Source organism: Klebsiella sp. GG_Kp175, assembly GCF_040062325.1.
GTDB classification, from domain to species: domain Bacteria; phylum Pseudomonadota; class Gammaproteobacteria; order Enterobacterales; family Enterobacteriaceae; genus Klebsiella; species Klebsiella quasipneumoniae.
The window spans coordinates 402,429-416,693 of the sequence record NZ_JBEAFX010000004.1 but is presented as its reverse complement, the minus strand read 5'-3'; the positions used below and the strand labels follow the sequence as shown (position 1 = coordinate 416,693).

13 protein-coding genes and 2 pseudogenes are annotated in these 14,265 nt (G+C 58.6%); 9 read left to right on the top strand and 6 right to left on the bottom strand.

All coding sequences use genetic code 11. The features are described from left to right. Positions 1 to 69 precede the first annotated feature (69 nt). Together bdcA and ABLU73_RS10760 are read left to right on the top strand one after the other, a co-directional pair. A complete protein-coding gene (gene bdcA / locus ABLU73_RS10765; protein ID WP_264923511.1) occupies positions 70 to 783 on the top strand; it encodes an SDR family oxidoreductase in 714 nt (237 codons plus the stop codon). A gap of 491 nt (positions 784 to 1,274) precedes the next feature. After that, positions 1,275 to 1,841, top strand: coding sequence for a DJ-1/PfpI family protein (locus ABLU73_RS10760; protein ID WP_032446983.1), 567 nt, complete (start codon positions 1,275 to 1,277; stop codon positions 1,839 to 1,841). 141 nt (positions 1,842 to 1,982) lie between these two features. On the opposite strand, the pseudogene ABLU73_RS10755 reads toward ABLU73_RS10760, so the two are convergent. Next, positions 1,983 to 2,609: pseudogene (locus ABLU73_RS10755) on the bottom strand (SDR family oxidoreductase); the annotation flags it as partial. Here ABLU73_RS10755 and ABLU73_RS10750 point away from each other — a divergent pair. Together ABLU73_RS10750 and ABLU73_RS10745 are read left to right on the top strand one after the other, a co-directional pair. Beyond that, positions 2,604 to 2,783: pseudogene (locus ABLU73_RS10750) on the top strand (LysR family transcriptional regulator); the annotation flags it as partial. The pseudogenes ABLU73_RS10755 and ABLU73_RS10750 overlap by 6 nt on opposite strands. Before the next feature lie 302 nt (positions 2,784 to 3,085). Then, a complete protein-coding gene (locus ABLU73_RS10745; RefSeq protein WP_004183775.1) occupies positions 3,086 to 3,274 on the top strand; it encodes a hypothetical protein in 189 nt (62 codons plus the stop codon). 71 nt (positions 3,275 to 3,345) lie between these two features. Here the strand turns inward: ABLU73_RS10745 and ABLU73_RS10740 are convergent, their stop codons facing one another. From ABLU73_RS10740 to opgC, 5 genes are read right to left on the bottom strand one after another with little or no spacing between them, the layout of a single operon-like run. After that, on the bottom strand, positions 3,346 to 3,789 hold the full coding sequence (locus ABLU73_RS10740; RefSeq protein WP_075205485.1) for an ATP-binding protein: 444 nt from the start codon (positions 3,787 to 3,789) through the stop codon (positions 3,346 to 3,348). Between the two features lie 19 nt (positions 3,790 to 3,808). Further along, a complete protein-coding gene (locus ABLU73_RS10735) occupies positions 3,809 to 4,147 on the bottom strand; it encodes an STAS domain-containing protein (protein WP_004183770.1) in 339 nt (112 codons plus the stop codon). Then, the gene (locus tag ABLU73_RS10730) at positions 4,137 to 5,351 is read right to left on the bottom strand and encodes a SpoIIE family protein phosphatase (protein ID WP_065697062.1); all 1,215 of its coding nucleotides are present in this window, start codon (positions 5,349 to 5,351) and stop codon (positions 4,137 to 4,139) included. Before ABLU73_RS10730 ends, ABLU73_RS10735 begins: the two co-directional genes overlap by 11 nt. An 8-nt stretch (positions 5,352 to 5,359) precedes the next feature. Beyond that, positions 5,360 to 6,259: a hypothetical protein gene (locus ABLU73_RS10725; RefSeq protein WP_004203934.1), complete on the bottom strand. Its 900-nt coding sequence runs from the start codon at positions 6,257 to 6,259 to the stop codon at positions 5,360 to 5,362. 10 nt (positions 6,260 to 6,269) lie between these two features. After that, positions 6,270 to 7,487, bottom strand: a complete 1,218-nt coding sequence (gene opgC, locus ABLU73_RS10720; protein ID WP_264923512.1) for an OpgC domain-containing protein — start codon at positions 7,485 to 7,487, stop codon at positions 6,270 to 6,272. Positions 7,488 to 7,763: 276 nt separating this feature from the next. Between opgC and ABLU73_RS10715 the strand changes: the two genes are divergently transcribed. The 5 genes from ABLU73_RS10715 to ABLU73_RS10695 are packed head-to-tail and all read left to right on the top strand — an operon-like array spanning position 7,764 to position 14,263. Then, complete coding sequence (locus ABLU73_RS10715; protein WP_264923513.1) at positions 7,764 to 9,581, top strand: glycosyltransferase; 1,818 nt, start codon at positions 7,764 to 7,766, stop codon at positions 9,579 to 9,581. Further along, on the top strand, positions 9,578 to 10,909 hold the full coding sequence (locus ABLU73_RS10710) for a DUF3131 domain-containing protein (protein ID WP_064150204.1): 1,332 nt from the start codon (positions 9,578 to 9,580) through the stop codon (positions 10,907 to 10,909). Before ABLU73_RS10715 ends, ABLU73_RS10710 begins: the two co-directional genes overlap by 4 nt. Continuing rightward, a complete protein-coding gene (locus ABLU73_RS10705; RefSeq protein ID WP_004203929.1) occupies positions 10,906 to 12,453 on the top strand; it encodes a DUF3131 domain-containing protein in 1,548 nt (515 codons plus the stop codon). The genes ABLU73_RS10710 and ABLU73_RS10705 overlap by 4 nt, the downstream gene beginning before the upstream one ends. Continuing rightward, a complete protein-coding gene (locus ABLU73_RS10700) occupies positions 12,438 to 13,832 on the top strand; it encodes a DUF3131 domain-containing protein (RefSeq protein ID WP_117131652.1) in 1,395 nt (464 codons plus the stop codon). Before ABLU73_RS10705 ends, ABLU73_RS10700 begins: the two co-directional genes overlap by 16 nt. Next, positions 13,829 to 14,263, top strand: a complete 435-nt coding sequence (locus tag ABLU73_RS10695; RefSeq protein WP_004179506.1) for a globin — start codon at positions 13,829 to 13,831, stop codon at positions 14,261 to 14,263. The genes ABLU73_RS10700 and ABLU73_RS10695 overlap by 4 nt, the downstream gene beginning before the upstream one ends. The last annotated feature ends 2 nt before the right edge of the window (positions 14,264 to 14,265 follow it).

Genomic DNA, 14,265 nt, shown 5'->3' with positions numbered 1-14,265 from the left:
TTAATCCTTGACAGCCTGTTTTGCCGCAGCATATTGTAATCATCACTACAATATCATGAGGTGCGGGATATGACAGCGTTTCACAACAAATCAGTGCTGGTTTTCGGTGGAAGTCGGGGAATTGGCGCGGCGATCGTCAGGCGCTTTGTCGCCGACGGCGCGTCGGTCAGGTTCAGCTATTCCGGTTCGCCGGAGGCGGCCGAGCGGCTGGCGGCGGAGACCGGCAGCACGGCGGTGCAGGCGGACAGCGCCGATCGCGATGCGGTGATAAGCCTGGTCCGAGACAGCGGCCCGCTGGACGTGTTAGTGGTCAATGCCGGGATCGCCATTTTTGGCGATGCCCTGGAGCAGGACAGCGATGCCATCGATCGCCTGTTCCGCATCAATATTCATGCCCCCTACCATGCCTCCGTGGAAGCAGCGCGCCGGATGCCGGAAGGCGGGCGCATTATTGTCATCGGTTCGGTCAATGGCGATCGCATGCCGGTGCCGGGAATGGCGGCCTATGCGCTCAGCAAGTCAGCCCTGCAGGGGCTGGCGCGCGGTCTGGCACGGGATTTTGGCCCGCGCGGCATCACGGTCAACGTCGTCCAGCCCGGCCCAATTGATACCGACGCCAACCCGGAGAACGGCCCGATGAAAGAGCTGATGCACAGCTTTATGGCCATTAAGCGCCATGGCCGACCGGAAGAGGTGGCGGGCATGGTAGCCTGGCTGGCCGGTCCGGAGGCGTCGTTTGTCACAGGCGCCATGCACACCATCGACGGAGCGTTTGGCGCCTGATGATCCTCGGCGGCGGCGCGCGCTTTGCCACGCCGCTGTCCTGACGTCATGGCCCACTGGATTCATCAGGCCAGGCTGTCGATCGCCATAAAATACGATCTTCGATGAGGATCAGTCTCGCCTCGGGGGACTGGTGCGCTTTGCGGATCCGTCCCCGGCGCCAGACTTAGATAACAAACCTCTCGCGCCACCGCGCCGCCGGGTGCCTCAAGGCTCAGAATTAAAACCCCTTTTCCACGCCATCCCACAGCTGCTGCGGCACGATATTGCCGCGGCGCTCGCCGTTTTTCCTGCAGCGTGGTGTGCCCCTGAACAGGACGCTTTTCTGTGGTAACAGACATTAGCGTTGGCGAAAAAGTTGCCGTTACCAAAAAAACATGAACCCGGTTACAAGATGCGCATGCCACCGTCTTCAGCATCCTGAGGAGGTCGCATTCTGCGGATCGCCAGGCTATATCTATGACACCTTTCTCCCACAACGAGTAAAAATAATGAGCAAGAAGATCCTGATGCTGGTCGGCGATTACGCCGAAGATTACGAAACGATGGTCCCTTTTCAGGCTCTGCAGATGATTGGCCACCAGGTCGATGCGGTCTGCCCGGATAAAGCCACCGGCGACTATGTGATGACGGCGATCCATGATTTTGACGGAGCCCAAACCTACAGCGAAAAGCCGGGGCACCGCTTCACCCTGAACGCCGATTTTGCCGCGGTGAAGGCCGAGGATTACGACGCGCTAGTGATCCCCGGCGGCCGGGCGCCGGAGTATCTGCGTCTGAACGAGCAGGTGATTAAACTGGTACAGGCGTTCGACGCCGCGCGTAAACCTATCGCCGCCGTCTGCCACGGGCCACAGCTGCTGGCCGCCGCCGGTATTCTGCAGGGGCGGACCTGCAGCGCCTATCCGGCCTGCGCCCCGGAGGTGCGTCTGAGCGGCGGGCATTATGCCGATATCGGTATCGATCAGGCGCATGTTGACGGCAATCTGGTCACTGCTCCCGCCTGGCCGGCCCACCCGCAGTGGCTGGCGAAATTCGCCGCCCTGCTGGCGGAGTAACGCATTTTCTCTGACCAGACAAATGGACTATCGCCGCGCTGGTGCTCTCTTGCTTACCGGCCGGCGGTTTTCGAGCTGCCGTTTCCGCTACAGTCAAACCTGACCAGCTCAGCGATACGCTGGCCGGGTTATCTCCTCGACTCAGATGCGCATTCCCCCGGAAACTTCAATGCGCTGAGCATTAACCCAGCGATGATCATCGGATAACAGCGAGGCGATCATCGGCCCGATATCTTCTGGCACCCCCGGTCGGCCAAGCGCCGTCATGTTCGCCACCGCCTGAGCGACCTGCGGGTTATCCCGCACCACCCCGCCGCTGAAATCCGTGGCGATGGCGCCCGGCGCTACGCAGTTTACCGTGATCCCGCGGCCGCCCAGCTCAAACGCCATATAACGGGTCAGGGTTTCCACCGCAGATTTCATGATCGCATAGGGCGCCCGGTTCGCCATCACGATACGGGTCAGTCCGGACGAGATATTCACAATTCGCCCGCCATCCGCCAGCAGCGGCAATAATTTTTGGCTGAGGAAAAAAACCCCCTTCACATGGATGCGATAAAGCGCATCGAACTCCGCTTCGGTAGCATTCAGAAACCCCATGCCGCTGGCATTGCCGGCATTATTAACCAGGTAATGAAACCGATCGGCCCCCAGCGCCGCCAGCGCCTCCTGAAAGGCGCTGACAAACCCGTCAAAGGTGTCGGTTTCGCCGGCGCTGAAGGGCAGCGCGATCGCCCGCGAGCCCTGAGCTTTAACCCGCGCGATCTGGCATCCGGTGTGTTAACGGAGGTGCTGGCTGATTTTCGCCCTGCGCCGCTGCCGCTCTCCCTGCTCTACCCCAGCAGCCGGCAGCTCTCTGCCCGGGTACAGGTATTTATCGACTGGGTGACGGCGCTGATGAAGGCGCTCCTGGCGCAGCAGGCATCCGGAAGGCTAAAATAATGTTTGCTATTATTTGCGGCTCGTGCGTTAATCGTTAAGTTGATTTACCAGACGAAAAGTTATTATCTAAGTACGTGTTCTCATCTCCAGGCGTTATCCCTGATACCACCTTCCTTTGAGCAGTCCCGTTAGTATTTTGCTTTTTCTGTAAACAGGCCCTGTCAGCCCCCTGTTGGCTCGTTAAACAAGCCCTCCGACTGACCCAATACCCGGCTTACTCCTAACAAAAATCAGCCGCGTTAATTTCCCTGAAAACGACCATTGTCTTTTCAACAGAACATTACCCATACAAGGTTTACATTATGATTGAACATATCCATTTTAGATGCCCATGCTGCCATGGCTCCCAGTACAGAACGTCCCAGTTTGACGTGACGGAAAAAAATCCCTTTGGTGCGAAATGCATTTTCTGCAAATCGGCCATGATGACGTTAGATACTCTTCGCCCTTATCACCTGGGCGCGCTGTCCACCGCTCAGGCCCAGCCATAAGACGGATGAAGAGGGTGAACGCGGGCGGGAAAATTCCCCCGGGGATTCACCTGGGGGCAAGCTCTGTTCCTTCACCTGACGCGATCGTCGGTGGAATGGCGAAGAACGGCATCCGGCAACGCTTTTGTCAGGGTCGTCACATTCTCCCCGGCGCGGGTTTCCACATTAAAATAGTCCACCGCGCGCAGAATAAGCCGCAAACCTCTGCCGCTTTCCGCTAACGGATCGACATCGAAGCGCTCATCGCCACGCGCCAGCGCCAGGCGCTCGGCCGGAAAGACCTCTCCCGCATCAATAAAGCGCAGCGTCACCCGGTCTTCCGCCGCGATAAATTCGACACGAAAAACACGTTGCCGATCCTCATGCAACGCATAGCGAATGATATTGGTGGCCGTCTCACAGACGGCAAGATCGAGCGCGAAGCGCCACTCCTCCCCGACGGACAGCGGCGCCATTTGTTGAGCCAGCCATGCCGCCAGCGGTGATAGCGAGCTGAGTTGGGCAGGAAAATTCATGACGTTATTCACGGGCGCGTCACGGATTGAACTGCGCAAGGGCTGAAGTGCGATCCTCGCAAATACGAAAAATACGATCCATCCTGGTCAGGGTAAACATATTGCGAATGCCGGGGTTCAGCGCGCACAGTGTCATTTCTCCTTTACCGTTCATCATTTTCATCAGGGAAACCAGCGTTCCCAAACCGCTGCTGTCGATAAAATCGATTTTACTGAAATCAACAATCAGATCGGTGCTATCTTCGCCTATCTCCTGGGCGATTGCCGCCTTAAAGGCTACCGCGACGGAAGCATCCAGCCGACGCACCGCCGGCGTCAGGATCGTCACCGAGGCCTGCCGTTCGGTTTCAATTTTCATCACTGTCCCCTGTACGTTCAATAATCAAGAGTGAAACATCATCGGCCATCGCCTGGGTCTCCTGCGCGTCGCCGCTGCGCCAGCGGATCAGGTGCCGGGCAAACCGCGGCAGCAGCGCGGGCAGTGGCTGCGTCACGCTGTCCTGCAGCCACGCTTGCAAACGCGCCTCGCCAAACTGTTCACCGCTCCGGTTTTCACATTCGGTGATACCGTCGCTGAACAGGCACAGCCGCTCTCCCGGCGCCAGCGAAAAACTGACATCTGCCCACGAGAGATGGTCTATCAACCCCACCGGCGCCCCGCCGCTGCCGACCGGGCGGACGGTAGCGTCCGGGCTAACGATAAAAGGCGTGGGATGCCCGGCCTGACAGAGTTTGCCCGCGCCGGTCTGCAGGTCGATCACGCCATAGATCAACGTGAAATAGCTGACGATCTCTGTTTCGTCACTGCAAAAACGACCATTGAGGATCGCCACCACCTCGGCCGGCGACGCCGGCTGGTTGTCTGCCGTAAAAAGAAAGCGCTCAACGGCCCTGCCATGCAGAAACTGGCGGGCGACGGCGAGCGACATCATCGCCGCCCCCACACCGTGTCCGGAGACATCCACGCAGTAAAATCCGAGACGATCGCCCAGCGGGAAGACGTTAAAAATATCCCCCGACACCCAGGCCGAGGGCAGGAAAATCCAGTCGGCGAAAAATCCCTGATGGCGCAGCTGATGAGCCGGGAGAACCGACTGTTGAATGCGCGCCGCCAGCTCCAGATCCTGTTCAATCTGTCGCAGCGCTTCGCTCAGCCGCGCATTGCGCGCGGCGAGGTCAGCCTCGAGGGAGAGGATCCGCGCCCCGGCGTGCAGCCGCGCCCGCAGCTCGCTCTGCTCTACCGGTTTGCTGAGAAAATCATCGGCCCCGGCCTCAAACCCCTGCGTTAGATCGCCAGGATCTTCGCGGGCGGTGAGCAATATCAGATAAACGTAGTGACCAAACTGGCGGCGGCGCACTTCCCGGCACAGCGTCAGGCCATTCATCTCCGGCATTTCCCAGTCGCTTATCACCAGGCTGACAGGCTGGTTTTCGAGGATCGCCAGCGCGTCGACGCCGTTTTCCGCCTCACTGACGATATAGCCCCACTGCGTCAACATCCGACTTAGCAGCCGACGATAAACCAGCGAATCTTCAACAATCAGGACGTGCTGTGCCGACATCGCGCCTCCTAAATCGGCAAGAACCAGATAAGGCTGATCGTGCCTTCACGAAACTTGCCGCTGCCGCTGTCATGCCCCGGGTAGCGGGTACCGGCATAGTTGGCATACTGCACAGAGAACGATCCCGGCGTATAGCCCGCGTAGCCAAAACTGTAACTATAATCGCCATTCCACGGCTGCTGCTGGCTGCTGTCCGGATACCAAAACGCGGTGGCGCGCACAAAAAAATGTTGTTTAAAGGTATATCCACACCCCCCAAGCAGCACATTTTTGTTTTTGCGGATATCGTTACTCTCCAGATCGTAATAACGCGGCACCCAGCTGTAGCCTGCCTGGCAGATAATGGCGTCGCCTTTGTTAATCAACAGCGCATGCTCCATGGGCTTCGGCAGCGAAAATTTATACGCCAGGGTAATCGCCCCCTGCTCAAAATAGGTGTGACGCTTGCTGCCCGAGGTCCAGAAGTGGTTATCGCCATAGTTACTGTAAACCAGGCTGAAGGTGTTGGCATGCCAGTCGTCGTAGCCAAAACTATAGCGAAAATCGGCGGTATAGCGGCTGGTGTCAGTCACCGGTAAACGGGATGTCACGTTGGCGAACCAGAAGCTGTAGGGCGAGTATTGCAGGCTAAGATTCAGAGTCTGATTATATTTTTTCTTCTGTTCTGCGCTGTCTGAGCTGTTGGGGACGGTCATCCACTGCTCTTTTAAACCCGAACTAAAGCTCAGCGCTCCCGAAAACACCTTGTCATTCCCGGAAAAAAGCCGTCCCCAGCGGCTGGTAAACACGCCGGCCTGCACCGGTTCACCATTTTTATCACGCAGCGGTTGTGCGTCGTTCTTCTCTGCGCCTTCCGCACCTGCGATGGCGCACCATAGCGCGCAGGCCAGCATATATTTCTCCCGCATTTGCCCTTCCTTAGTTAGGTATCCAGCGTGCGGCGACGCGGTATTTGGCCATCAGCCACAGAACGCCCAGCGCAGCGGCATGGATCAAGGTGTTCACTATCCACGCCTGGCGCCACAGATCGAAGGTGACCAGCTGGCTTACGGCGAGCACGATGTAAACATGCAAAATAAAGGTGTAGAGCGAACGCTGCCCGAGCGGGATCAGGAACCAGCCTGCCAGCCGGTTAAGGGGGCGCCAGCACCAGGTCAATAGCAGATAAATGGTGACCATCAGACTGATATCATTGAGGATCCGTACCGGACCGAGGCCGTTTTTCGCCGCCCAGGTATGGTAAAAGGCGTTAAAATCCGCCGGCGGGATTACGTGCATCAGCAGCGCGGGCGGCATAAAAGGATTGGTATGATTCTGGGCGACAAACGCAAGGATAAGCGCGATGAACACCAGCGCCGCCACGGCGACTTTGCCGGGCGGCGTGCGGGCGAAAGAGATCAGTTCCGCTTTGTACCAGCCGCAGCACATGCCCAGCACAAAGATAAATTGCCAGGCCAGCAGGGGAAAGGCGAATTCAAATTCGCAGGGCGTGACCCGTATCGGCCAGCGTTGCCAGCAGCCGTATATCAGCAGCGAGGCGCCCAGTAAGGGGTAGACGTGACCCTTTTGCAGCATTCCCAGAAACAGCGGGCTGAGCATTAACAAAAAAATATAGAGTCCGAGGATCTGCGTCTGATGCGGGCCAATCTGCAGATAGAGGATAATGTTAAACCACGTCTCTTTTATTTGCGGGGTGAGCGGATAGAGCGACCAACTGGTCCCGGAAAAGCGGTCGGTAAAATGAGTGACTTCATAGACATTAATATAAGGCAAATATCTCAGCAAAAGAAAAGAGACAATAATAATAATATTAACCTGATATATTTTCCATGCGCGAAGATAAAGCCCCCAGCTCACCGTCAGTAATACTGCCTTTTGTAATCTGACACGATTTAGCATCCCTAACATGAAGCCGGACAGGATCACAAAGCCCTCGGCACCGGTAGTCAAACCAAATCGTTCCCAGCTGAAAATATTAAATATCGACATCACTTCGGTATGCGCCACCACCATCATCACGAGAGCAATACCGCGCATAAAGTCGATACGCAGGTCGCGATCCCCGGTCAGAGAGTAACGCCAGGGCATTGATTTATGAGTTTCTTTTTGCGAAATCGCTGAAGCAACCTGGCTCATTAGGGATCCTGCTGTCTACCCTGCAACATTTATTACAAATTATTTAGATAGTGTAGAATGGGCTATCTTGCAATGCTCGTTTTATAAATTCCGCCGGCGTGCATCACACTATGTTAAGTCATCCCGGTGACTATCAGTTCGCGCTGTTGAAATTTTTGCGCCACCATCTACACTCACTTTACTGTTATTTATAAGCCCCTGTGCGTTCTGCAGAACGCCCCCAATCGATAACAGACCTGTCATTCAAACTCAGCGCGGAATCAGGATATCCTTGCTATGGATTTTTATTTTTCCCGTTTTGAACATCGCCGACCGCCTGAACCGCTCAGCACCCCGCGCTGGGTGAGAATGATTTGGCAGGTATTAGCTGTGGCCGCCCTGGTGCTTGGCGCTAATTATATTTACTGGCGCTGGACCGCCTCCTTAAACACGGACGCCCTGTGGTATGCGATTCCTCTGGTGCTGGCGGAAACCCTGGCGTGGATTGGCACAGTTCTGTTCACCATTAATTTATGGCAGGAGAAAGATCCTCCGCCAGGGGTCCCCCCGACGGAGATCAACGACTGTCTGCGCGCGGATGAAGCGGTGGAGTCGAGGCCGATTAAAGTCGATCTGTTTATCGCCACCTACTCCGAAGACGTGGAGCTGGTCAGGCTATCGATTCGTGACGCCATGCGGATGACCTATCCTGGTCCGCTCGATTATAAGGTGCATGTCCTTGACGACGGGCGTCGCCCGGAGATGAAGGCGGTCTGCGAGCAGGAGGGGGCGAACTATATCACCCGTCAGAGCAATATCGGCTATAAGGCCGGTAACCTGCGCAACGGGCTGGAACATACCGATGGCGACTTTCTGATCATCTGTGATGCCGATACCCGCGTTTTCCCGACCCTGCTGAGCCACACGCTCGGCTATTTTCGCGATCCGGACGTCGCCTGGGTGCAGACCCCACAATGGTTTTTCGATCTCCCGGAGGGGGAGGATCTGGCGCGCTGGCTGCGGCGTAAAGCAGGCGGCGCAGGCTATGGCGTGGGCTGGCTGGCGCAGAAAATCGTCGGTCCGGTGACCATTGGTCGCGATCCTTTTTTCAACGATCCGCGCATGTTTTACGACGTGATTTTACGGCGCCGCAACTGGGCTAACGCCGCGTTCTGCTGTGGCGCCGCCTCCGTTCACCGACGGGAAGCGGTGATGCAGGCGGCGCTGCGCAGCTATGTCTGGAGCGTTGACGCCGAAATCGCGCGTCATACGCGGGATATTTGCGACCCGGCAACGCGGGAAGCGCTGCAGGACGCCATGCGCCCCCACGTTGCCTTCGATACTGAACTGACGCCCTATAAGTTCCACGTCTCGGAAGATATTTATACCTCCATCCTGCTGCACGGCGACGCTGCCCGCCGCTGGCGCTCGGTAATGCACCCGCGGATTGAGTCGAAAATGCTCTCTCCGCAGGATATGCTGACGTGGATGATCCAGCGCTTTAAGTACGCCGCCGGATCGCTGGATATCCTGTTCCATGACAACATCTTCAACCGACGCCGCTTTAAACTCTCGCTGCCGCAAACGCTGATGTACGCGACCACCTTCTGGTCGTATCTGGCCTGCGTGTGGAACACCGTGTTCCTGATCTCGCCTGTTATCTATCTCTTCACCGGCATTCCGCCGGTGTCGGCGTGGTCTACCCCTTTCTATCTGCACTTTTTACCCTTTTTTATTGTCTCCGAACTGGCCTTTATGTTCGGCACCTGGGGCATTTCTGCCTGGGACGGCCGGGCCTCTTACCTCTCCTTTTTCTCGATGAATCTGCGGGCGCTGGACACCGTTTTGCGCGGGGAGCAGATCAAATTTCACGTTACGCCGAAAGAGCGACAGACGGGTCGTTTTCTCTATCTCGTCAAGCCGCAAATTGCCATCGTTTTGCTCACCCTGACGGGGCTGATATGGGGCGGTATTCAGGTGGCGCGCGGTCAGGTTGACGACCCCTCCGGGTACGTCATCAACATTTTCTGGGGCGCGGTGAATATTGCCGCCATGCTGCCACTGATCTTCGCCGCCATGTGGACGCCCCCCGAAGAGCAGGAGGCGAGCCGATGAGGATCCGCGACGCCCTGCTATCCGCGCGCAGCTATCTCACTATCCTCATTGGCTTCCTGCTGGGTTTTGCGATTGTCGTGTGGGTGGAAAAACAAATGCCCGCGCGCGTCGAGAGCAGCGGCGGGATGACGTTGAGCCAGGATTTTCCGCCGCTCCCTCCCCCGCGCGAGCTGACCTTTGACGAGGCGATCTGGGCGCGGGTGGCCTGGCAGTATTATGTCAACAATACCCAGCCAAACGGCCTGGCCAACGCGCACGATGGCGAACCCTGGCTCAGCCTGTGGAGCGTCGGCAGCTATCTTTTCGCCGTGGTCGCCGCAGAGCAGCTGCATATTGTGACCGCCGCCGAAGGTGATGAGCGCATTGCCGCCGCCCTGTTTACCCTCGGTCAACTGCCCCTCAACGCCCAGGGGTTGCCCGCCGCTCAGTACCATGCCGACACGCTTCAGATCCTCGGCAACCCGGACTCCTCCGCCATCGGTATGGGACGCCTGCTCACCGCCCTGCAAACCCTGCTCTGGCGCTATCCTCAGCACGCCGCCGCGGTGCGGGATCTGTTTAATCAGTGGCGGGTCGGCGCGCTCATCAGCAACAGCCCCGCCAGCCAGGCCGCGGCGCCGCTGCACCACTGGGCGCTGGCGGCAGATGAACCGCGGGACAGCTTTGGCTACCGGCTGTACGCCAGCCATACGCTGCGGTTGATCGACAGCGCGGCGGGGCTGGCGGTGACCAACCCGCCGCAGGGGCAGCAGATGATCGATATCGACGGCATCATGGTGCCCGACGAGGGGCTGCGCACGCCCTGGGGTCGGCAGCCTTCGCTGATCAGCCTGCCGTACCTGCTCACCGGACTTGAGCTGGGCTTTGACGCGCAGAGTGCGGAGATCGCCTGGCGCATCATGCAAATCCAGCAGCGCCGTCATGGCCTGAGGGTCAGCAAGCCGCCGATCAGCACTGACTACGCCGAGCCCGCGCCGGATTATGCCAGCGCGCTGGCGGACCGGCAGCCGCAGAGCGCCTTCGCCCCACGCAGCGCCGCCCCGGAGCAAACGGCGATCACCTCCACCCGCACCGCCTTTGCCTGGTACGCCCTGTTCCGTAATAGCTGGAGCGAGGCGCTGCGCCAGCAGGTGCAGACGCTGCAGGTCCCGGGCAAGGGCTGGCAGCGAGGGTTAAATCTCAACCGCAGCGTCAACGACGTTATTGACGGCGATACCAACGCGATCGTGCTGGAAAGCCTGGCCTACATTTCCCGGGGGCAGATGCTGTGTCTGGCCTGCCTGAGCCCTGCCCCTCTACCCTCTTCCTCAGCAGGAGCAACGCCATGAAGCTGACCTATTTTTCCCGTTTTCCCCTGCTGGCCGGACTCATGGCGCTGTGGCTCTCGCTCTCCGGCGCGCAGGCCGCGACCGGTCTGCCAGCTGCGGAATACGCCCCGCGCAGCGGGGAGCTGACGCCGAGGGAGATGACTATCGCCAGAAACGCCTGGCAATACTTCGTGGCCAATTTTCAGCCCACCACCGGGCTGGTGAATGCGGTAAACAAATACCCCTCCACCACCATGTGGGACAGCGCCTCCTATCTGGCCGCGATGACCGCAGCCCGTGAGTTGGGGATTATTGATAAGGCGGAGTTTGACCGTCGGATGCTGAAGTTTCTCGCCACGTTGAATAAGCTCGATTTATTCCGTAACGAACTACCCAACAAAGCCTATAACACGATAAGCGGACAAAAGGTTAACTACCAGAACAAGCCGGGTGAAATCGGCTTTTCGGCGCTGGATATCGGCAGAATGCTGATCTGGCTGAAGGTGATCAAGGAGCGCTATCCGGAATACAGCAACAGCATCGATAATGTGGTGCTGGGGTGGGATTTTAGCCATGTGGTCGATCCCTGCGGCACGCTGTACGGAGCGTATCTGGAAAACGGCCAGCCCAAATACGTTCAGGAAGGCCGTCTGGGATACGAGGAGTACGGCGCGGCGGGCTTTCAGCTGTGGGGATTTAACACCTGTCAGGCCAGCCGGCCGCAGCCCTACGAGCTGGCGGAGATTTACTGCGTGCTGGTCCCCTATGATTCGCGCGACCCACGGCAAACCAGCCAGCATAACTATGTGGTCAGTGAATCCTACGTGCTGTATGGCATGGAGTTTGGCTTTGATAACCCTGGTGACCGGAACAACAGCCCGCGCGAGTACTCCCATCCCTGGATGAAAAACTTCGCTGACCGGGTCTACCAGGCCCAGGAGAATCGCTACGCCATCACCGGGATCCTCACCGCCCGCTCCGAGCATCAGCTCGATAAATCCCCGTACTTTGTCTATGACACCGTGTTCAGCGACGGCTTTAACTGGAACACCATAACCGACAAGGGCCAGTTCGTACCGAATAGCGCCGCCGTGTCGCTCAAAGCGGCGATGGGGATGTGGGTGCTGTGGAACTCGCCCTATACCGATCGTCTGCTGGACGCCATTGAAAACGCGAACGAAGCGGGAAAAGGCTATTACGAGGGGTTGTATGAGAACGGCGACGGGCCAATCAATGAGTTTACCGCCAACAACAACGGCATCATGCTGGAAGCACTGCTATTTAAAAAGGAGGGAAAACTGCTGCAGTTTTCCAGCGACAATCCGAAAAACCGCGATTTCGCCCCGTCGCTGTGGGACAAGAAGCTGGTGGATCTCTTTGAACCCAATAACGGCCCGCGCAATCGCCCGTTCCTGAGCAACACCCCCGCCGTCAAAACATGGTGCGAGCAGACCGGGACCACCCAGCGCACCAAACCCGCCTGCCAGGCCTGCCAGTGTGCCGCCTGCAAGGCTGACGAGCCCGTTAAACTTCCGCCGGTGACCGCGCAATGCTTAAAACCATAGCCCGCTGGCTGGCCATCGCCGTCGTCCTTTTTCTTATCGCCCTGGCGCTGTTTGGTCGCGAAGGCGCGGGGTGGCGCTGGCTGACCAAAGGCGGCTGGCACACCACTGCCCGTATCAGCAGCCTGACGCCGCAGGAGCGAACGTGGGCGCAGATCGCCTGGCGGTACGTCGAGAACAATACCCAGCCGCAAACCGGCCTGGTCAACGGCAGCGACAAACAGCCCCGCGCAACGCTATGGCAGATGGGCGACACCCTTATCGCCCTGCTCGCCGCCAGAGAGCTGGGGTTGGTAAAGGAGGCGGAATTCGACGCCCGCCTGACGCCCCTGCTCGGCACCCTCAATCGCCTGACGCTGACCGACGGCGGTTCGCCGGGCAGGCTATACTCCACTCAGACGGCGACCCCTGTCGACTTCAGCGGCAAACCGGCGGCCAGCGGCTGGTCAGCAAAAGATATGGCCCGACTGATGCTCGCCCTGCGGCTCACCGCCGAACGCGCGCCGCAGTATGGCGAATACATTGATAAAATTGTCCTGCGCTGGAACTTCTGTCCGGTTATCGATAAAGACGGGGAGCTGTGGTCCGCCTCACTGCAGAACGGTCAGCGGACGATCCGCGAGGAGCTCCGGCTGGGAGACAGTGAATACGCCGCCAGCGCGTTTCGCCTGTGGGGATTTCCGGCCGGCAAGGCCCTCTCCCCCCCGGCGCGCCATGTGATTATTTATCAGCGCCGCCTCGCCGTTGACGACCGCGACCCGCGAGCCACCTGGCAACCCGTGGTGCTCTCTACACTGCCCGCCATGCTGCCTGGACTGGAGTTCGGCTGGCAGCCGCCCGGCGTGCCGGAGATGGCGCAAAAAGCCATGCGCGAGCGGGCGGAAGGGATATGGCTCAGCCAGAAAACGCGCTGGACGCAGGATAAGGTGCTTACCGCCCGGGCCGATTTTTCGCTTACCCAGGCGCCCTGGCACGTGGAAGACACCGTCTGGGGGAATGGCTACGCCTGGAATACGCTCGGGGACGACGGGAAGTACTACCCCCGGCTGGCGCAGGTGACCACCAAAGCGGTCTTTGTCCTGTGGACGCTGTGGGAAACCGAGTATACCGATGCGCTGATGGCGGTCACTACCCATCTTAACGACCCGCAGCGCGGCTGGTTTGAAGGACGGGTCGAGGCCACCGGCGACGTCAACGCCACCCTCACCCTCTCCACCAACGCCATGGTGCTGGAGGCGCTGTTTTACAAACACAACGCCGGGCCGTTGTTCAAAAACGGCCTCGCGGATGACAACAGCTACTTTGCCCACCGCGCGACGGACGAATTTAACCCGCCCCGCCGCTGCCTGCCGGGCGAACGGGTCATGAGGAGCGCACCATGAAGTTTTATCGCGATCTCTTTGAAGCCAGCCTGAATCGCGTCGTACCAGAGCACGACAAACAGCGCTTCTTCCAGGCCTTCTACAGCACCTTTATCCATATGTCACCGGAAACCGAGCAGCACTTCTCCCAACGCTCCGGTGAGGAAGGCCAGCAGATGATCTTTAAGAGCTTTTTCGCCATGCTGGCGGTCAACGGCGACCTCTTTGTACCCGATTTTCTGGAACGGCTGGCGCGAGCGCAGAGCGAGGAAGGCCTGCGTCTACCGCCGCGGTTTTTTGCCCTCTGGCGGGAAGCGATGCTCAAAACCGTCCGCGCCTGCGATCCGTTGTGCGATGAGGAGATCCTCACCGCATGGGCAATGGCCATCGCCCCTGGGCTCGAGTATCTGCGCCGCCAGGCGGAGCTCCACTATCAAACTGTTGGCCAGTAATC

Excerpts from the sequence above, each read along its gene's own strand:
- ABLU73_RS10700 (WP_117131652.1), top strand. The coding sequence starts at position 12,438 with ATGCTTAAAACCATAGCCCGCTGGCTGGCCATCGCCGTCGTCCTTTTT.
- ABLU73_RS10695 (WP_004179506.1), top strand. The coding sequence starts at position 13,829 with ATGAAGTTTTATCGCGATCTCTTTGAAGCCAGCCTGAATCGCGTCGTA.
- opgC (WP_264923512.1), bottom strand. The coding sequence starts at position 7,487 with ATGAGCCAGGTTGCTTCAGCGATTTCGCAAAAAGAAACTCATAAATCA.
- bdcA (WP_264923511.1), top strand. The coding sequence starts at position 70 with ATGACAGCGTTTCACAACAAATCAGTGCTGGTTTTCGGTGGAAGTCGG.
- ABLU73_RS10705 (WP_004203929.1), top strand. The coding sequence starts at position 10,906 with ATGAAGCTGACCTATTTTTCCCGTTTTCCCCTGCTGGCCGGACTCATG.
- ABLU73_RS10710 (WP_064150204.1), top strand. The coding sequence starts at position 9,578 with ATGAGGATCCGCGACGCCCTGCTATCCGCGCGCAGCTATCTCACTATC.
- ABLU73_RS10740 (WP_075205485.1), bottom strand. The coding sequence starts at position 3,789 with ATGAATTTTCCTGCCCAACTCAGCTCGCTATCACCGCTGGCGGCATGG.
- ABLU73_RS10735 (WP_004183770.1), bottom strand. The coding sequence starts at position 4,147 with ATGAAAATTGAAACCGAACGGCAGGCCTCGGTGACGATCCTGACGCCG.
- ABLU73_RS10760 (WP_032446983.1), top strand. The coding sequence starts at position 1,275 with ATGAGCAAGAAGATCCTGATGCTGGTCGGCGATTACGCCGAAGATTAC.
- ABLU73_RS10730 (WP_065697062.1), bottom strand. The coding sequence starts at position 5,351 with ATGTCGGCACAGCACGTCCTGATTGTTGAAGATTCGCTGGTTTATCGT.
- ABLU73_RS10715 (WP_264923513.1), top strand. The coding sequence starts at position 7,764 with ATGGATTTTTATTTTTCCCGTTTTGAACATCGCCGACCGCCTGAACCG.
- ABLU73_RS10725 (WP_004203934.1), bottom strand. The coding sequence starts at position 6,259 with ATGCGGGAGAAATATATGCTGGCCTGCGCGCTATGGTGCGCCATCGCA.
- ABLU73_RS10745 (WP_004183775.1), top strand. The coding sequence starts at position 3,086 with ATGATTGAACATATCCATTTTAGATGCCCATGCTGCCATGGCTCCCAG.